Origin of the sequence: Mycobacterium sp. 852002-51961_SCH5331710 (assembly GCF_001665535.1) — a bacterium.
Taxonomy (GTDB): Bacteria; Actinomycetota; Actinomycetes; order Mycobacteriales; family Mycobacteriaceae; genus Mycobacterium.
This window is the reverse complement of sequence record NZ_LZSQ01000120.1, coordinates 32,733-51,354: the sequence shown is the minus strand read 5'-3', so window position 1 is coordinate 51,354 and position 18,622 is coordinate 32,733. Positions and strand designations below refer to the sequence as shown.

Here is an 18,622-nt window from a genome sequence, read left to right as displayed (position 1 = left end):
GCGGGCCGAAGCACTCGACGAACTACTCTCCAACCCGTCCACACCGACAGCTGTTGCTTAGAGCACTAGAAACCGCCCCGCATTTGAGGCAGTTTTGCGTCTGCTCGCGGAGGGACTCAGCCCCGGTTGCGCTTGACCTCTTTGAACGGCACGCCGCGATCGGCGGCGGGTTCGCGGGGGAAGCCCAGCACGCGCTCGCCGATGATGTTGCGTGCGATCTCGGTGGTACCACCGCCGAGCGCGGCCGCCTGTCGGCCCAGATACCGCTCGCCGTAACGGATCAGGTCACCGTCGACGTCGACGACGCCCGCGCTGCCGGTGATGGCCAGGGCGGTGTCGAACTCGAGATGGTGGATGTCGGCGTGCGCGATGCGGATGATCGATCCCGCCGCCGGAGGCAGCGAACCGTCGAGGACCCCGTGGTACACGTGGTCGATCAACTGTTCGCGGACGGCCCGGTGCACCAGAGCCCGGCCGGCCATCGCGCGGAGACGCTCGTTGTCGGGCTGCCCGACCTTCTCCAGCAGGTCGACGTAGTTGATCGGCACATCGGACTTACCCTCCGCGCCGATGCCGCTCGCGAACTCGGAGCCACCGCCAACCGCGCGTCGCTCGTGGTAGAGCTGGCGCGACGCCACGTGCCAGCCCGCGTTGACCTCACCGACGACGGCGTCGTCGTCGAGCTCGAGGTTGTCGAAGAACTCCTCGCAGAACTCGACCGACCCGTTGACCTGTTTGATGCGGCGCAAGGTGATCCCGGGGCTGTCGATCGGCACCAGGAACATGGTCAGGCCCTCGTGCTTGGGCACATCCCAGTCGGTGCGCGCGAGCATCAACCCGTAGTCGGCGGCGAAAGCGCTTGTGCTCCAGGTCTTCGCGCCGTTGATGACCCACTTGTCGCCCTTGCGGTCGGCGCGGGTGATCACACCGGCCAGGTCGGAGCCGCCACTCGGCTCCGACAGCAGCTGGACCAACACCTCCTCGCCGCGCAGGGCCGCGGAGATGTGCTGACGCTTCTGCTCCTCGCTGCCGGTGTCGAGGATGGTGGCCGCACAGATCGTGAACGTCGGGGTGTTGAGGATGACCGGCATCTCGTAGCAGCGCGACACCTGGTCGAACGCCTTTTGGTAGGCGATCGGCAAGCCGAGCCCGCCGTACTCTTTCGGAAAGCAGATCCCGGCGAATCCGCCCTCCCACAACCGCTTCTGAAGTTCCCGCGCCCGGTGCCACGGCTCCTCTTCGCCGCGATCGTGCTCGGGTGGGTTGTTCGGATCGATCGACGGCATGTTCTCCGCCAGCCAGGCCTGGGCCCGGGCGGCGAACTCCTCCACCGACTCCGCGGTGGTGGCCGGGGCGGATGTCGTCTCGGTCATGACGCTTGCTCCGAATCCTTGGTCAGCGAGTAGACGCGCAGATTGTGGTCCTCGGGGGTGCCGAACAGCGAGCGGTACAGCGTGGCCCGCCGCAGGAACAGGTGCAGATCGTGTTCCCACGTCACCCCGATGCCCCCGTGCAACTGCACGCACAGCTGCAACATGCCCGGAGAGTATTCGCCCACATAGGATTTCGCGACGCTGACGGCCATCGCCGCAGCCGGGCTGCGCGCGGCCACCTCGGCCACCGCGGCGTTGGTGGTGGCGCGGCAGCCTTCGAACCAGATCTTGAGGTCGGCGTACTTGTGCTTGAGCGCCTGATACGAACCCAGGGGACGGCCGAAGCTGTGCCGGTCGAAACCCCACTGAATGGTGAAGGCCAGCACCGTGTCCAGGATGCCGATCACCTCGGCGCACTGCAGCACGGCGGCGATCTGAGACTGTCGCTCGATCAACTCCGGCGTCTGCTCGGCGGTGCCGACCGCCGTGCCGCCGTCGACCTCGACACCGTCGAACTGCACGCGCGCGTAGCGCTTGACCATGTCGATCGAGCGTTGCGGTTCCACGCTCACACCCGGCGCGTCCGCAGGCACCAGGAACTGCCGGACACCGTTGTCGGATTGCGCTGTCACCAGGAACAATCCGCTGTCCGCACCGGCCTCCACGCGGTCCTTCACACCGTCGATACGGAACCCGCTGGCCGTCGCGGTCGCGGTGGTCGACGGAGTCAGGGGGGACCACGCTTGCCCGGGCTCGTACACGGCCCAAGTGGCGATCGACTCGCCGGCGATCAACGCTTCGATGGCATCCTCGTGGCCGTCGGACGCCTCGACCAGTCCCGCGAGGACGGTGCTGACCGGATGCAACGGACCGGGAGCGACGGTCTTGCCCGCGATCTCGGCGACCAGCGCCAGATCCTTGACGCCGTTGCCGGAGACGCTGCCGCCGCCGAGTTCCTCGGGCACCAGCAGGCTGGTCCAGCCGAGTTCGACCGCCCGACGCCACCAGTCGACGTCGAATGTGGTTCCGGCATCGTGCATCTCGCGTATCCGGCTCAGCGGCACTTCCTTCGAGAGGAAGGACTGCGTCGTCGAGGCGAAGAGCAGCACCTCGGGATTCGCGCCATTGTTCGCGCTGTCGGTCACGGGCTCTCTTTTCGTAATCGTGCGAACGTGCGTGTCGACGACCGACACGCACGTTTCGCGACGGTGCCTGGGCTCAGGCGGGGATGACGAGCGCGGGCACGTCCGGGTTGTGCACGATTTCGTTGGGCACCTTGAACAACTCGATCATGTTGCCGCCCATGACCTTCCGCTGGCCCTCCTCGTCGAGGCCCTGCAGGTCGTCGATCAGGTGCGTCGGCTCGGCCAGCCCCTCGGGGTGCGGCCAATCCGAACCGAAGATCACCCGGTCGACCCCGATGAGGTCGGCCATCTTGGCGAAGTCGTCCTCCCAGAACGGCGCGACATACACCCCGCGCTTGAACGCCTCGATCGGATTCTCGGGGAACTCCTGCGGCATCTTCTTGTAGACGCCCTCGAACTGCTTGAACAGGTAGGGCACCCAGTCCGCGCCGTTCTCGATGGACAGGATGCGCAGATCGGGGTTGCGGGTCAGGGCGCCGTGGCACACCAGCGCGGCCATGGAGTCCTCGATCGGTCGCTTGCCCATCGACACCATCCGGAACGCCGTCGGCTTGAACGGCAGATACTCGTCGGCGGGTTCCCAGTCGTTGAGGTACTCGGCGTATCCGGAATCCGAGGCGTGCATCGACACCGGGATGCCGGCCTTGACGCAGGCGTCCCAGAACGGGTCGAACTCGGGCAGTCCGAACGAGCGGGTGCCGCGCACACCCGGTACCGGGGCCGGCCGGACGAGCACCGTCTTGGTGCCGCGCTCCAGACACCACTCGAGTTCCTCGAGCGCGCGGTCGACGATGCCGAGGTTGATCACCGGGGTGGAGAAGATCCGGTCCTCGTAGTTGAACTGCCACGTCTCGTACATCCACTCGTTGAGCGCGTGGATGACGTCGAGGATGAGCTCGGGATCGTCCTTCATCCGTTCCTCGACCAGGCTGGCCAGGGTCGGGAACATCAGCGAGTAGTCCAGGCCGAGGCCGTCCATCACCTCGAGCCGGGCGCCGGGCTCGCGGAAGGCCGGGATTGCCTTCATCGGCTTGCCCATCACCTCGCGGAAGCTCTTGCCGCCGCTGCCGTGCTTGAAGTACTCCTCCTGCGCGCCGGGCCGCGCGACGACCTCGAACGTGGGGTTCGGGATGTAGTCGCTGACCTGGTTGCGCACCATGATCTTGGTGCGGCCGCGGACCTCGATGTAGTCGATGACGTGCTTGCGGTGGTCCGGGAGGAACTTGGTCAGCGCCTCCTTGGGCTCATAGAAGTGGTTGTCGGCGTCGAACACCGGATAGGGCAGCTGGCGTGTCATTTTCGCCTCCTGGAAGTCTGCTTGGCGGCTGGTGGTAATGACATTACCACGTTCGGACCAGCAGAAACAGCAGCCCTGGAGAGGCTGGTTCTCGGCGAGCGCGGCGCAGGTCAGGCCCGGTTGCCGGACCCGGTGAGCCCGCTCAGGCAGAAGTCGTAGATGTCGTCGGCGCCGACCGGCACGCCGCTGAGCTCCGCGCCCAGCACCTGCAGCCGAATCGCCCCCAGCGACGACTGCATGATCAGCGCGGCCCGGGCATCGATGTCGATGTCGGAGCGGAACACGCCCTCGGCGATGCCGCGGTTGATGATGTCTTTGATCAGCTCGAAGACCGGTGAGAGCACCCGGGCGTACTCACGCGGCAGCGTCTCGGCGAGGCGGTCGTTGTAGTTGGTCAGGCCGCGGTTCACCTTGTCCTGGGTGGTGGTCTCCGGCGGGGTGCAGATGCGGTCGATCAGGACGCGCAGGGCCGTGGGGGCCGGCAGGTCGGCGGTGTCCTCGCGCCACCGGCGTGTCGACTCGGACATGATCTTGTCGACCAGCGCCAGCAGCAGTTCGTCCTTGGTCGAGAAGTGTTGATAGAACGACCGCAGCGACGTCTTCGAGCGCTCGACGACCTCGAGCACGGTGAAGTCGGTGCGCCCGGTCTCGCCAAGGATGGCCAATGCCGACTTCATGAAGCGCTTGGGCCGGGGATCGGCGTCGGCGGACTCGGCCGTGCGTGTGGCGCCCGCGGCCGCTCGTCCGCTCGGCTTGGCCATGGTCGCCACCTTCCGGCTCGGGATTGACTGGTAACGACGTTACCGCTTTTGCAGAAGCTCGGTTACTGTTCCTTGTCATGACGACTGACTCAGCGCAACAGCAGTGGACCGTCGACACCATGCTCGACCTGTTCGACGTCCGGCCGGACGGGGAGAACCGGTTCATCGCCGAGACGGGGCCCGCCGGTGAGGACGACCGACAGGTGGTCGAGGGCACGCAGGTGCTCGCACAGGCCGTCGTGGCGGTGGCCAAGCGGTTCGAGGGCAAGTCGGTGCGTTCGGTGCACGCGGTGTTCTCGCGGGCGGTCATGGTCGCGGCCGGTCCGGTCGAGTTGGAGATCGACGTCGTCAACGAAGGCCGTTCCACCGCAACGGCTGTCGTCGCGGCCAAGCAGAACGGAAAGCGCTGCATCACCATCACCGTGCTGACCGACGTGCCAACGGAGGACGTCATCCGCCACGCGGTTCCGCGGCCCGAGGTGAAGGCGCCGTCGGAGGCCAACGACGCCGGGATGGCCATGCCGGGAAGAGAGATTCGGCTCGTCGACGTGGTCGACGTCAACAGCCCCGACGAGGTCGGCCCGCCGGAGCTGTACGCCTGGGTGCACTACGACATGACCCCCGACCGCGACGAGCTGTCCAAGGCGCTGGTCGCGTACCTCACCGGGCACCTTGGCATTTCGACGACGATGCGCGCCCACGAAGGTATCGGCACCGCGCAGTCGCACATCACCGTGTCGACCGCGCCGATGACGGTCTCGGTCAGCTTCCACGAGCCGTTCGAATGGGACGGATGGCTGCTGTACGGACACGAGAGCACCCAGGTCGGCGCGGGGATGTCCTATGTGCGCGGCACGGTGCACACCGAGGCGGGTGAGCTGATCGCGTCGTTCACCCAGGACGCGCTGATCCGCCCGCTGCGCACCACCGATACGGCGATCAAGCAGCAGTCCCGCCTGTAGTTCGGCGCAGTAAACCACCGCGAGCAGACGCATAACTGTCCGTTTTGCGGCGAAAAAAAGGCAGTTTCGCGTCTGCTCGCGGGATCAAATCTTGAGATAGCCCTTGTCGGCGGGGATTTGGGCCGCCGTCAGCAGAGACGACGCGTCGCTGGCCAACCACACCACGATGTCGGAGACCAGATCGGGGTCCGCCAACGACTCCGTCGACAGCGCGCCGGGCGAGAAACTGTGGATGTAGTTCTGATGGTCGGCGAAGATCTGCCACATCGACGTGTCGTTGCCCATCGGGGTGTCGGTGCCGTACGGATGCACCGAGTTGACCCGGATGCCGAACTCGCCGAGCTCGACCGCGAGCGAGTTGGTCAACCCGACGACGCCGAACTTGCTGGCGCAGTAGTGGCCACAGCCGGGGACGGCCTTGATGCCGGCGGCCGAGCTGATTGTGATGATCGACCCGCCGTTGCCCGCCTCGATCATCGGCGGGACGACGGCCTTGATCGTGTTCCACACGCCGGTCAGGTTGACGTCGAGCACCTCTTGCCACTGCTGGGCCGAAATCTCCCACAGCCGACCCCAATTCATCACACCGGCGTTGGCGACGACGATGTCGAGGCGGCCGAACTGTTCGATCGCGTCGGCGACCATCCGCTGCTGTGCTGTGAGATCGCGGACGTCGATCCGGTCGGCGACGATCTTGCGGCCCTCACCTTCGACGAGGCTCACCGTCTCGGCCAGGTCCTCGGGCAGCGCCGGCGGGTAACCGTTGTGTTCGGCGACCGGTCCGCACGCGTCGATCGCGACGATGTCGGCCCCGGCACGCGCCAGGCGCACGCAGTGCTGGCGGCCCTGGCCGCGGGCGGCGCCGGTCACATACGCCACTTTCCCGGCGAGCGGGGTGTCGGAATTCGTCATCGGGTCTCCTGATCAGTTGGCGCCGGCGGCGAGCCAGTCGTCGAACGTCGTCGGGGCGATGCGGGCATTCTCGGCCGGTAGCAACACATTTCCGGCCATCGACAGCCCGAACATGCCCGACCAGGTCGGAACGAGCTTCAGTTGCTGCCCCCTCACCGCCAGTGTCCGGCGTGCCATGTCGACCAGATCCTGAGTTTCCGGACCGGCGACATCCACATGGCGGCCCTGCGGCGCTCCGACGGCGACCTCGGCGAGCACCTGCGCGATGTCGTCGGGCGCGATCGGCTGCACGAGCAGAGGTGCGATGGCCGACACCCCGTCCTGTTCGAACCAGCCGGCGACCATGGCCGCGAAATCGTGAAACTGCGTAGCGGGCACGACCGTCCACGGCACCGGTCCCTCGGCGACGAGCCGCTCCTGTTCCCGCTTGCCCGCGTAGTGCGGATTGCCCTCGACGTCATGGATGCCGACGATCGACAACAAGACGTGGTGGCCGACACCCGCGCGCTGCTCGGCGGCCAGCAGATTGCGCGTGGTGGTGCCGAAGTACTCGATGGTGCGGTCGCGGTCTATCGGCGGTGCGCTGACCGTGTCGACGACCGCCTGCACTCCGGCGAGCGCGGCGTCCAGTCCCTCCCCGGACATCAGGTCGACACCGAGTGAGCGACTGATGCGGACGACCTCGTGGTCGTCGCGTTCGAGCGCGGCGGCGGTGCGAGCGCCGATGTTTCCCGTTGCTCCAGCGATTGCGACGCGCATGGGTGTCTCCTTCGGCCACGGGTGACGGTACCCGCCGGGCGTTTTGGATGGGGGCGGTTCGGTTTCGCGTCAGGTCAACGCGGCCGCGACCTCCCGAAGCCGGGCGCCGGCACCGGAGATGATCGGCTCGCCGTGTCCGAAACACGCCGTATCCACGTCGAGGGCGGCGAGCCGGCGGAACGACGCAACCGTGCAGGCGCGGTCCTGGTTGAAGGTGCCGAGCATGAGCGTTCCGACATTGGCGATGGTGTCCCCGGTGAGCAGGACACCGTGCTGCGGAAGGTGGATCGCGATGCTGCCCTCGGTGTGCCCCGGTATCGCCAGCACCTCCGCGCCGCCGCCGAAGTCGAGGATGTCGCCGTCGCGCAGTTCTCGGTCGACGGGGACGGGGTCGGCCGCATCGGGCAATCCCGCGGCGACGCGCTCGTGGATCGGCACTTCCCAGTCCTCGAAAACCGGTGGCGGCAGCGGCGCACCGTCGCGGATGGCCGCGGCGTCACCGGCGCCGGCCACGACGGGAGCCCCGGTCGTGCTGTGCAGTTCGGCCGCCGAGCCGATGTGGTCGACGTGCCCGTGCGTCAACACGATCCGGTCGATTCCGGGTACCGCCTCGGCGATCGCGGCGCCGGAACCCGGCGCCCCGGTGTCGATCAGCGTGACCGAGTCACCGTCGCGCCAGGCGTAGACCTGCCATCCGTTGACGACGAGCATGGTCAGATTCGGCGTGACGGTCACGGACTCCATGCATCCACGCTAGGGCGTGTGAACGTGCGACGAAAGAGGCTCAGCCGGAGGCGAAATCGCGCGTCAGCGCGGAGCGGAGCACATCGAGCGGCAACCCGCCCAGGTCCAAGGCGCGGTCGTGGAACTCCTTGAGCGACACGCCGCGGCCCACCACGTCGTCGCGCAGCCGTTGCCAGATCCGCTGGCCGATCGCGTACGACGGCGCCTGACCCGGCCACCCGAGGTAGCGGTCGAGCTCGAACTGCAGGTGCTCCTCGTTCATCGCGCTGTGTGACACCAGGAAATTCCACGCCTTCTCGGCGTCCCACACCGCGCCGTCTGGTGCGGTCATCCCGCAGTGCACGCCGATGTCGATGACCACGCGTGCGGCCCGGAAACGTTGCGCATCAAGCATTCCGATGCGGTTGCCCGGGTCGTCGAGCCACCCGAGCTCGGCCATCAACCGTTCGGCGTACAGCGCCCAGCCCTCACCGTGGCCCGATACGAAGCAGCCCAGTCGCCGCCACCGGTTGAGCTGGTCGGCGCGCACGACCGCGCGGCCGATCTGCAGGTGGTGTCCCGGCACGCCCTCGTGGAACACGGTCGTCGTCTCCTGCCAGGTGTGGAAGGTGTCGACGCCGTGCGGAACCGACCACCACATCCGGCCCGGACGACTGAAGTCCTCCGACGGCCCGGTGTAGTAAATGCCGCCGGTGTGGGTCGGCGCGATCCGGCACTCCAGCCGGCGCAGAGATTCGGCGATCTCGAAATGCGTGTCGGCGAGCGCATCGACCGCGCGGTCGGAGAGGTCCTGCATCCAGGCCTGCAGCGCGTCGACGCCGTGGACGAGATAACGCTCCTCGGTGTCCAGGCGCCGCAGCGCGTCGGCGACCGACGTCCCCGGATACAACTGCTGGGCGAGTTTTTCCTGTTCGGCGACAATGCTTTCCAGCAGCTCCAAACCCCACTGGTACGTCTCGTCGAAGTCGACCTCGGCGCCCAGGAACGACCGCGACCACAACCGGTACACGTCGCGGCCCACGGCGTCCTCGGCGCGCGCATACGGGGCGATGTCGTCGCCGAGGACCCTGCCGAGCTCCCGATAGGCGTTGGCGGCGTTGGCCGCGTGCTGCTGCAGATCGTCGTGCAGCGTTGCGTTCTCGGGGACGGCGTTCGCGACCATGTCGACGAGCAGGTGCTGGATGCTCGCGGCCTGGTCGATACCGCGCACGACCTGGCGCACCGCCGGCGGATGCCCGTCGGCCACCGCGGCGCGCAGCGCCTCGGCGTATCCGGCGACACGGTCGGGCAGCCGCGATAGCCGGCGCGCGATCACCGCCCAGTCGTCGTCGGTGTCGGTCGGCATCAGGTCGAACACGTCGCGCATCGACTGCAGGGGAGAGGCGATGACGTTGAGTTCACCGACGTCGAGCCCGGCGTCGTTGAGCTCGACCACGATGCCGAGGCGATCGCGCATCGCGGCGACGGTCACCTCGTCGACAGCGTCGGTGGGTGTCACCTCGGACAGTTCGCGCAACGTGCGGCGTGCGGCGTCGGCACGCGCGGCGACGCCTTCGGGGGAGTAGTCGGTGATCTCCTCGTCGTGACCCGCGATGCCCATATCCGTTGCAGCGCAGGGGTCGAGTTCGGCGAGGGTGTCCAGATATCGTTCGGCGACGGCGTCGACGGCCGTGGGTGTCCTACCCGAGGTCATTCGTCGAGAATGTGTCACACGCCTTCGGATCACCGGTGCGGTAGCCCTCGGTGAACCATTTCTGCCGCTGCGCCGCGGACCCGTGCGTCCACGCCTCGGGGTTCACCCGACCGGTGGCCTGCTGCTGGATGCGGTCATCGCCCACCGATGCCGCGGCCGACAGCGCGTCGGCGATGTCCTTGTCCGTCAACGGCTCCAGGAACGTGACGTCGGTGCCCTCCTGCTTGGTGATCGCGGCATAGTGCGCCCAGACGCCGGCGTAGCAGTCGGCCTGCAGTTCGGTGCGGACTCCGCCGCCGGTGGGTCCCGCCGCGCCGGGGCCCTGCGAGTTCCGCAGTGCGCCGGTGAGGTTCTGCACATGGTGGCCGAACTCGTGGGCGACGACGTACTCCTGCGCCAACGGCCCACCGCTGGAACCGAACTGGTCGCGCAGGACGTTGAAGAAGTCGACGTCGAAATACGCGGTCTGATCCACCGGGCAGTAGAACGGCCCCACGTCGCTGGTGGCCGGGCCGCACCGGGTGTCGACGCTTCCGGTGAAGAGCCTGACGCGCGGGCGTGTGTAGTCCGGCAGCAGCTGGGGCCAGATCCCGTCGAGCGAGTTGCCGGTCGCGACCACCCGGCACTCGGGGATCGTGTTGGCATCCGCGCCGGTCTTGCACTGGTTGAGGTCGAAGCCGGGCGACTCGACGCCCTGGCTGTCGTACTGGCCCTGCTGGGGCACCACCGAGCTGGGGTCGACGCCGAGGAACAGCGCCACCACGAGGACGAGCAGGCCACCGACGCCGCCGCCGAGCGCGATGCCCCGGCCGGGGCCGCCTCCGCCACCGCTGGACGAGGTCGTGCTGGTGTCGATCCGCATACCTTCGTTGAAGGTCATGGCGTTCAGCTTTGCACACTACGATTCGCCCGTGGCCACCGTTGTCGGACATTCGGTCGTCGTCCACACCGGCCTCGGTGATCTGCGCGGCACGACCGAGGGCGGCGTCGGGGTGTGGCGCGGTGTGCCCTACGCCGAGCAGCCGGTGGGGGAACGGCGCTTCCGCGCTCCTGAGCCGAAGCGCCCGTGGACGGGCTTGCGTGACGCGGTCGAGCACGGGCCGCTGCCGCCGCAGGGCAAGTCGTTCGTGGGCGGCGGTCGCGACGACCCCAAGGTCCGCGACGAGGCCTGCTTGACGTTGACGGTGTGGTCGCCCGACACCAGCGCGTCGCTACCGGTGATGGTGTGGATCCCCGGCGGCGCATTCGTCTTCGGTGCCGGTCAGTTTCAGCTGTACAACGGCTCGCGGCTGGCGGCCAACGGCGACGTGGTCGTCGTCAACATCACCTACCGCATCGGCGTCTTCGGCGGCTTCGAGCTCGGCGATCTGGGCGACGGCTTCGACGACAACCTCGCCCTGCGTGACCAGATCGCCGCGCTGCGGTGGATCCGCGACCACATTGCGGCGTTCGGAGGCGACCCGTCGCGGGTGACGGTGTTCGGCGAGTCCGCGGGCGGCACGTCGGTGCTCGCGCTGCTCGCCAGCCCCGCGGCCGAGGGTCTGTTCAGCCGCGCGATCGCGCAGAGCCCGGCGCTGCCGTTGATCGCCGACCGAGAGTCCCGGGCCCAGCGGGCCCACGAGTTCGTGCGGCGGCTCGGCGTGCCGGTCTCGGAGGTCAAAGGGCTACCGCAGCGTGAACTGCGTCGCGCGGCGGGCAGGCTGCAGCTGGAAAGTGCCGCCGCCACCCCGACGTTGGCATACGGGCTGACCCACGGCGTCGACCTACTCCCGCGTCATCCGCTGGATGCCGCGCGCGCCGGGGCGATGCGGCGGGTGCCGCTGATCATCGGAACAAACAGCCACGAAGCATCGATGTTCGCCTGGGGTAAACCCCCGATGCTGCCCACCACCGCGGCGGCCGTGGACGCCTACTTCGCCCGCGTCGCGCCCGACGCCAAACAGCGCGTGCTGGCCGCCTATCCCCGCTACCCGCGCCGAAGCGCCCTGCTGGCGTTCGCCTCGGACGTGATGTTCGGCGGTCCCACGTGGGCGTTCGCCGATGCCTACAGCGGTCAGGCCCCGACCCACATGTACCGCTTCGACCATTTCGGTTTCAGCCTGCGCATGCTCGGCCTGGGCGCCACGCACGGCAGCGAGATCGTGCACATTCAGCACAGCTACACCTCGTATCTCGGGCGCAGGATCCATCCGCTCGGGCGGCGGCTGCAGCCGGCGGTCGGTCGGCGCATGCAACGGGCGTGGCTCGACTTTGCGGCTCAGGGGTGGGACAGCGGTGAGATCCACTGGTCCAATGGACACGACTGGCCCGCCTATGACGCCGAACGGCGTTGCACCCGGATCATCCTGTCCGCGCGCGACACCGTCGTCTTCGATCCCGACGCCGCGCGACGAGAGGCCTGGGCGGGGCTGTACTAGGTCGCGAAGCGCTTGGCGGAGTAGTCGCGCAGGTTGTAGAGGAACTTCTGGAACATCGCGCCCATCACAGGCTTGCCCAGCGACATCCCAAGCCGCGCGGCGACGCCGTTGGGCTTCATCGCCATCACCCACGTCAGGTGACAGCCCTGCGGCGTCTGCACCACCCGGTAATCCTCGGCGAACGCCGCGATGCTCCCGGTCGACGCCTCATTGAACCGAAAAGCCATGTGGCTGTGGGGCTTCCACGCGAGGAACTCCTCGTCGCCGACGATGCCGCCACGCATCTTCACGGTGCGGGTGGTGCCCACGCCGCGCGGCTCATGGCTCGTCCACGTCACCTCGGTGATGACCGTGGCCCAGTGCGGCCAGGACTCTGCATCGGCGAGCACCTCGAAGAGTTGCTCGGGCGTGATCGCGAGCTCGACGGTGCTGACGAACCGGAACGGCGCGGTCTCGATGAACCCCAGGTCGACGCGTTCACACGGGTGCATGACCACACACAGTAGAGGACAGTGTCTAGTCCATTTCGCGGGCGATCGCGATGTGGCCTTCCATGCCCGTGGACTCCGCGCGGGTGCGGTAGCTGTCGCGAAATGCGCGATAGGCCTCGTCGTCGCCGCGGGCTTCGGCCAACAACGCTCGCAGTCGCATCACGGGCAACTCTTGGTACACGAAGCCGGGTTCGGCCGGTATGGCCGCCAACCGGTCGACCGCTTCCTGTGCCCGGTCGAGGTCGCCCGAGCATGCGCGGCCGAGAAGCGCTTCGACGAGGACGGTCGTGCTCCAACCGACATTGATGCGCTCGCCGCTGCCCAGTTCCTCCTCCAGAACACGTTCGGCGAGCTCAACTGCGCTCTGGTACTCCATAGTCCGGTTCATCTCTGCCGCGACATCGAGGTCGCGGCACCACGCCGCAATGATGGTGTACCGGTGTTCGCGTGCCAACCGGGCCGCCCGCTCGAGCAGATCGAAGCCGTGTTCGCGGTCAGTACCGCCGCGACGTACGAGCACCAGGCCGTGCGCGAATTCGGCATTCGCCAGCGTGAAGTCGTCGGCACCCCGCGTCGCGATCTCCATCGCTTCTGCCGTGTCCCGCAGCGCGACATCGTCGGCCAGCAGTGCCCAATTCAAGACCGCGATGTATTTGAACTGCACGACGACGCAGAACGTGAACGGGTCGACGCTGCGGGCGATCGTGATTGCGCGGTCGAAGTCGTCGCGCCACCCCGCGATCCCCAGACAGCATCGGGCAGAGCCACGCAGTGCCAACATGAAGGCGAGTGGTGAACCGATGACCAGGCTTCCCATGGTTGGGTCGCCGTCCGCGAGGTCTATTGCTCGTTGGGACAGCCGTATCGCTTCGGAGATCTCGCCGGCGTTCCACTTCGCAATAATCGGGGTGACGAGAAAGGCGACAGTCAGTTCGGGATCGCCTATCGAATCCAAAGTGCTCGCATACTCAGACGCGAGCCGGGACGCCTCACGGAACTCCCCGTGGAAGTTCAGCATCTGCACCTGTCCGATCATCCCCATTGCCAGCGACCGCTTGTCCCCCACGGCGTCCGTAAGTCTGCGCAGTTCATCGAATTTGACGTCATCAAGGCTGCCTCCGACACGCCACACCGTTGCGCACAGCCACGTTCTCGGTGCTATCCGAATCGTCGAGCGGTCGGGGTCATCGGCGGGCAGGCGGTCGGCAACCTGACGTGCCAGCACCCAACTCATCCGGGCCGCGCCGATGTCGCGAAGCCGCAACCAGTTGCCGGCCCGCATGTGCCAGCCGAAGGCCTCGGGCAGGTCATTTGCCGCCTCCAGGTGAGTGGCGATCAGTGCAGCGTTCTTGTCCACCGACGATGGGTCCTGGTTCTCGATGGCGGCGGCGACCAGACGGTGCAAGTGCGAACGGCTCGATTTGAGTTGGGACTCATAGGCGACCGCGCGAATCAGTGGATGGCGGAACGTGTAATCGGACGGCGACACGGGTTCGATGAGTTCGGCGTCCACCAGTTCGGCGACCTCGCTGACATCGAGTGCATTGAGAAGCCGGTCACGGAACCGAAACCCTATTACGGCCGCCGCGTTGAGCGTTCGCTTGGCCGCTGCACCCAGACGGTCGATGCGGGCGGCGATGGTGGCCTGAACGGTCGGCGGAACGCTGACGTCGCCCTCGCCGTGATAGGTATAGGCACCGCGGCGACCGTCGAGAATCCCGCGCTCAGACAGATCACGCACGATCTCCTCGACGAAGAACGGGTTGCCGGCGCTGCGGTGGGCAATGCGATCGGCAATCTGCGCCACCGATGGGTCCGACCCCAACAATTCAGTCAGGAGTGCAGATGTGCGTGAGCGGTCCAGTGGGCTCAGCGAGACCATGTCGGTAATCACGGCTGAGCTGCCCGCTCCGCTCAGCTCACCGTGGTAATGGGGGCGGTACGTAATAAGCACCAGCGCAGGGGTTTTCGGGACGGCGGAGAAAAGCTCGGCGAGCATCGACTCGCTGACGGCGTCGATCCATTGCGCATCGTCGATGACGTATACGGCGGGTTCGGTGCGTGCCATGAGAGCCGCGTGGAGTAATCCGATGAGCCGACGCCCGCGGGCGTCTGGGTCGATACCGCTGCCAGCGCCGTGGTCGACGATGCCGAGCAGATCGTGCATTAGGTCGAGATCCTCGCGGTTGGCCTCCGGCACCTTGGTTCGGATCCTGACCGCAGCTTCGGCTGGTTCCAACCCGTCGACGCCGAAGAACGAGCGCAGCAGCTCCGCAGCGGCGAAGAACGGAATCTTGCTGGTATGGGATTCGCAATACGTCGAGACGATGTCGAGGCCGCGCTGGGTGGCCCTTGCGACGGCTTCCTGAGCAATGCGGCTCTTACCGATACCAGGCGCGCCTTCGATGCCGATGACCCGTCCTCGGCCGCGGAGCGCCTCATCGAGCGCCGTCTCTATGAGCAGCATTTCTCGCTGTCGGCCCACGAGTGGGGTCGTCCGCTGGCCCGTGCGGCGATGCTTGCCGACAGCCAATAGCCGACGCGCCATCACCGGCTCGGTCGATCCCTTGATGTGGAGGGGTTGAGGATCGCTGAGTTGCGCGACGTTTTCCATCAATCGCGACGTGGATTCGCTGAGCATGACTCCGCCAGGCGGCGCGACCGATTCCATCCGTTGGGCCATCCCGACGTGCTCGCCGACCGCCGTGTACGCAAGAGCCTCGGGGCCTATGTCGCCAGCGACAACCAGTCCGGAATTGAGCCCGATCCTCAGCTGCAGGGCGATGTTGTACCGGCGAGCGGTTTCCGCGGCCAAGGCCCGCACCTGTTCTTGGATGTCGAGCGCCGCCAGACATGCATGACGCGCGTGATCCTCCAGCGCTCTCGGAGCACCGAACAGCGCCATGATTCCGTCGCCGGTGAATTGATTCACGGTGCCGTCATAGTGACGGATGACGGTTGTGGCGAGCAGCACGAGCTCCGTCATCAGTTCCCGCAACCGCTCCGGCCCTAGCGCCGCGGCGATGTCCATGGACCGGACCACGTCCGCAAACAGCACCGTGACCTGCTTGTACTCGGCGACATGAGGTTGGTCCAGCCGGGTTCCGCACCCGTCGCAGAACCGGGCTCCGACACGCGCTTCGGTAGCACATGTAGGGCAGCGCGCCGGTACGTCCATCCGCCGCCTCCGGGAGGGCGTGGCTCAATCGGTGACGAAAAACGATATCGCCGTACAGCGCCGCTCGTACCGTTATCCGGGCCCGTCGCTCGCCGCCGCCAGCAGCGGCACCAACACCTCGCTGATCGGCGTGCTCAGCCCGTGCGCGGCGCCCTTGCGGGCGATCACGCCGTTGCGGATGTCCCACTCGAGCTGCCGCCCGGCCTCGCGGTCGGTCAGCATCGAGGTCGTGATGTCCTCCGGCGACTTCGCGAGCAGCCCGACGATGTCGTCGATCACCTCGTCGCCCAGGTTCGCGCCCTCGGCACGCGCGACCGCGAGGCACTCCGCCAGGTAGCGGCGGGCCAGGCCGTCGACGTCGTCGCGGCGGAACATGCCCGACCGGCGGCCGCTGAGCACCATGAACCCCACGACGGCGTTCACCAGAAGCTTGTGCCACGCCGCGTCGAGGAAGTTCGGATCGATCTCGACCGCGACGGCGCTGCCGTCGAACAGATCCGCCAACGTCCGCGCCGCCGCGGTGTCCGGCAGCACCAGACGCGCACCCGTGCGCAGCCGCACAAGACCCTGCGCCGTCGGCTCCGCCGAAATCCACACGGCCGCAGGCACCACCGTCGACGCCGGGCAGTAGCGACCGACGCGCTCGACCTGTTCGACGCCGTTCTGCAGCGCGCACACCACGGTGCGTTCGTCGCACAACTTCGCCAGCCATCCGGCCGACTGCTCGTTCTGGGTGTCCTTCACCGCCAGCAGCACCACGTCGACCGGCCCGTCGACGACGGTCGGGTCGGTCTGCACCGGACCGGGCACCACGATCGGGGCGCGGTCGTCGGAGACGACCTCAATGGAGTCGCGCGGCGTGCGGCCGCACAGAGTCACCGCGTGGCCGGCCGCATACAGCAGGGCGGCGACCGTCGAACCGATCGCACCGGGTCCGACGAGGGCGATACGGGTCGCAGAGCCAGGGTCTTCGCGCGAGCGCTCATCCACAGCGCCAAGTTACCGGCGAATTCGGCCCCTCTACACTTGGGCAGTTGTCTTGTCAGGCGATTTCCTCAGGAGTTTGAGTGTTGCGCAGTCATGCCGCCGGATCGTTGCGGCCCGCCGACGCCGGTCAGAAGGTGACGTTGGCCGGCTGGGTGGCACGTCGCCGCGACCACGGCGGTGTCATCTTCATCGATCTGCGCGACGCGTCGGGAGTGTCGCAGGTGGTGTTCCGCGAAGGCCTTGAGAAGGGTCAAGTCCTGGAGGCGGCGCACCGGTTGCGCGCCGAGTTCTGCATCGCCATCGACGGTGTGGTGGAGATCCGCCCCGAAGGTAACGCCAACCCGGAGATCGCGACCGGCGAGATCGAGGTCAACGCGACCTCGCTGACCGTCCTAGGGGAGAGCGCGCCGCTGCCGTTCCAACTCGACGAGCAGGCCGGCGAGGAGGCGCGCCTCAAGTACCGCTACCTCGACCTGCGCCGCGACGGGCCGGGCCACGCGATCCGGCTGCGCTCCAAGGCGAACGCCGCCGCGCGCGAGGTGCTGGCGCGCCACGACTTCGTCGAGATCGAGACGCCGACGATGACCCGTTCGACCCCGGAGGGTGCGCGCGACTTCCTGGTGCCCGCACGGCTGCAGCCGGGATCGTTCTACGCGCTGCCGCAGAGCCCGCAGCTGTTCAAGCAGCTGCTCATGGTCGCGGGCATGGAGCGCTACTACCAGATCGCGCGGTGCTACCGCGACGAGGACTTCCGCGCCGATCGCCAGCCCGAGTTCACCCAGCTGGACCTCGAGATGAGCTTCGTCGACTCCGAGGACGTGATCGCGGTCGCCGAGGAGGTCGTCGCGGCGCTGTGGCGGCTGATCGGTTACGACGTCCCGCTTCCGTTGCCGCGGATCACCTACGCCGACGCCATGCGCCGGTTCGGTTCGGACAAGCCCGATCTGAGGTTCGGTCTCGAGCTCGTCGAGTGCGCCGAGTACTTCTCGGACACCCCGTTCCGGGTGTTCCAGGCGCCGTACGTCGGGGCCGTCGTCATGCCCGGCGGCGCCTCCCAGCCGCGGCGCACGCTGGACGCCTGGCAGGACTTCGCCAAACAGCGCGGGCACAAGGGACTGGCTTACGTGCTGGTCGCCGAGGACGGCACGCTGGGTGGTCCGGTGGCCAAGAACCTGTCCGACGCCGAGCGCGACGGCCTGGCCGCCCACGTCGGCGCGAAGCCCGGTGACTGCGTGTTCTTCTCGGCCGGCCCGGCGAAGAGCTCGCGCGCGCTGCTCGGCGCGGTCCGCATCGAGATCGCCAAGCGGCTCGACATGATCGATCCCGACGCCTGGGCGTTCACCTGGGTGGTGGACCCGCCGCTGTTCGAGCCCGCCGACGAGGCAACCGCACACGGTGACGTCGCCGTCGGCTCCGGCGCCTGGACCGCGGTGCACCATGCGTTCACCGCCCCGAAGCCGGAGTTCGAGGACCGCATCGACACCGATCCCGGCGCGGTGCTCGCCGACGCCTACGACGTGGTCTGCAACGGCAACGAGATCGGTGGCGGCTCGATCCGTATCCACCGCCGCGACATTCAGGAGCGGGTGTTCGCGGTGATGGGTATCGACAAGGCCGAGGCCGAGGAGAAGTTCGGATTCCTGTTGGAGGCGTTCACCTTTGGCGCCCCACCGCACGGCGGCCTGGCGTTCGGGTGGGACCGCACCACCGCGCTGCTCGCCGGTGCGGACTCGATACGCGAAGTGATCGCGTTCCCGAAGTCCGGCGGCGGTGTCGACCCGCTGACCGGAGCGCCCGCCCCGATCACGGCGCAGCAGCGCAAGGAGTCCGGTATCGACGCCAAGCCGAAGGCCGACTGACCCGAACTCCACCGGATCCGGTTGCGGCGGGCTACGATCCGCGC

At 67.6% G+C, this 18,622-nt stretch carries 15 protein-coding genes; 3 read left to right on the top strand and 12 right to left on the bottom strand.

The annotated features are described in order from the left end of the window. Nucleotides 1-116 precede the first annotated feature (116 nt). The 4 genes from A5752_RS22605 to A5752_RS22590 all read right to left on the bottom strand — a co-directional run bounded on the left by A5752_RS22605 (nucleotide 117) and on the right by A5752_RS22590 (nucleotide 4,576). Nucleotides 117-1,373, bottom strand: a complete 1,257-nt coding sequence (locus tag A5752_RS22605; protein ID WP_067090491.1) for an acyl-CoA dehydrogenase family protein — start codon at nucleotides 1,371-1,373, stop codon at nucleotides 117-119. After that, nucleotides 1,370-2,518 carry an acyl-CoA dehydrogenase family protein gene (locus tag A5752_RS22600; protein ID WP_067090488.1) on the bottom strand — a complete coding sequence of 383 codons (1,149 nt, stop codon included), beginning with the start codon at nucleotides 2,516-2,518 and terminating at the stop codon, nucleotides 1,370-1,372. The genes A5752_RS22605 and A5752_RS22600 overlap by 4 nt, the downstream gene beginning before the upstream one ends. 73 nt (nucleotides 2,519-2,591) lie before the next feature. Next, complete coding sequence (locus tag A5752_RS22595; protein WP_067090485.1) at nucleotides 2,592-3,815, bottom strand: amidohydrolase family protein; 1,224 nt, start codon at nucleotides 3,813-3,815, stop codon at nucleotides 2,592-2,594. Nucleotides 3,816-3,925: 110 nt separating this feature from the next. After that, nucleotides 3,926-4,576: a TetR/AcrR family transcriptional regulator gene (locus tag A5752_RS22590; protein WP_067090482.1), complete on the bottom strand. Its 651-nt coding sequence runs from the start codon at nucleotides 4,574-4,576 to the stop codon at nucleotides 3,926-3,928. 77 nt (nucleotides 4,577-4,653) lie between these two features. Here A5752_RS22590 and A5752_RS22585 point away from each other — a divergent pair, with 77 nt between their 5' ends. Continuing rightward, the gene (locus A5752_RS22585; protein WP_067090480.1) at nucleotides 4,654-5,538 is read left to right on the top strand and encodes an acyl-CoA thioesterase; all 885 of its coding nucleotides are present in this window, start codon (nucleotides 4,654-4,656) and stop codon (nucleotides 5,536-5,538) included. 84 nt (nucleotides 5,539-5,622) lie between these two features. Here A5752_RS22585 and A5752_RS22580 read toward each other — a convergent pair whose 3' ends face one another. The 5 genes from A5752_RS22580 to ypfJ form a co-directional block, all read right to left on the bottom strand. Continuing rightward, a complete protein-coding gene (locus A5752_RS22580; protein ID WP_067090477.1) occupies nucleotides 5,623-6,450 on the bottom strand; it encodes a mycofactocin-coupled SDR family oxidoreductase in 828 nt (275 codons plus the stop codon). A gap of 12 nt (nucleotides 6,451-6,462) precedes the next feature. Further along, nucleotides 6,463-7,209 carry an SDR family oxidoreductase gene (locus tag A5752_RS22575; RefSeq protein WP_067090474.1) on the bottom strand — a complete coding sequence of 249 codons (747 nt, stop codon included), beginning with the start codon at nucleotides 7,207-7,209 and terminating at the stop codon, nucleotides 6,463-6,465. 69 nt (nucleotides 7,210-7,278) lie between these two features. Next, entirely contained in the window at nucleotides 7,279-7,953 is a 675-nt protein-coding gene (locus A5752_RS22570) for an MBL fold metallo-hydrolase (RefSeq protein ID WP_067090471.1), read from the bottom strand. Nucleotides 7,954-7,993: 40 nt separating this feature from the next. Further along, nucleotides 7,994-9,646 carry a DUF885 domain-containing protein gene (locus A5752_RS22565; RefSeq protein WP_067090469.1) on the bottom strand — a complete coding sequence of 551 codons (1,653 nt, stop codon included), beginning with the start codon at nucleotides 9,644-9,646 and terminating at the stop codon, nucleotides 7,994-7,996. After that, the gene (ypfJ, locus tag A5752_RS22560; protein WP_067090467.1) at nucleotides 9,633-10,526 is read right to left on the bottom strand and encodes a KPN_02809 family neutral zinc metallopeptidase; all 894 of its coding nucleotides are present in this window, start codon (nucleotides 10,524-10,526) and stop codon (nucleotides 9,633-9,635) included. Before ypfJ ends, A5752_RS22565 begins: the two co-directional genes overlap by 14 nt. Before the next feature lie 31 nt (nucleotides 10,527-10,557). On the opposite strand from ypfJ, the gene A5752_RS22555 reads away from it, so the two are divergent. Further along, nucleotides 10,558-12,063 (top strand): carboxylesterase/lipase family protein, encoded by a 1,506-nt coding sequence (locus A5752_RS22555; RefSeq protein WP_231983485.1) that lies wholly within the window; start codon nucleotides 10,558-10,560, stop codon nucleotides 12,061-12,063. On the opposite strand, the gene A5752_RS22550 is transcribed toward A5752_RS22555, so the two are convergent. The 3 genes from A5752_RS22550 to A5752_RS22540 form a co-directional block, all read right to left on the bottom strand. Next, nucleotides 12,060-12,554, bottom strand: a complete 495-nt coding sequence (locus A5752_RS22550; RefSeq protein ID WP_067090506.1) for an SRPBCC family protein — start codon at nucleotides 12,552-12,554, stop codon at nucleotides 12,060-12,062. The two genes, A5752_RS22555 and A5752_RS22550, sit on opposite strands and share 4 nt — an antisense overlap. 25 nt (nucleotides 12,555-12,579) lie before the next feature. Further along, nucleotides 12,580-15,732: an ATP-binding protein gene (locus tag A5752_RS22545; protein WP_067090462.1), complete on the bottom strand. Its 3,153-nt coding sequence runs from the start codon at nucleotides 15,730-15,732 to the stop codon at nucleotides 12,580-12,582. Between the two features lie 72 nt (nucleotides 15,733-15,804). Further along, nucleotides 15,805-16,722 (bottom strand): oxidoreductase, encoded by a 918-nt coding sequence (locus A5752_RS22540; RefSeq protein WP_067090459.1) that lies wholly within the window; start codon nucleotides 16,720-16,722, stop codon nucleotides 15,805-15,807. 77 nt (nucleotides 16,723-16,799) lie between these two features. On the opposite strand from A5752_RS22540, the gene aspS reads away from it, so the two are divergent. Next, entirely contained in the window at nucleotides 16,800-18,578 is a 1,779-nt protein-coding gene (gene aspS, locus A5752_RS22535) for an aspartate--tRNA ligase (RefSeq protein WP_067090457.1), read from the top strand. Nucleotides 18,579-18,622: the final 44 nt, after the last annotated feature.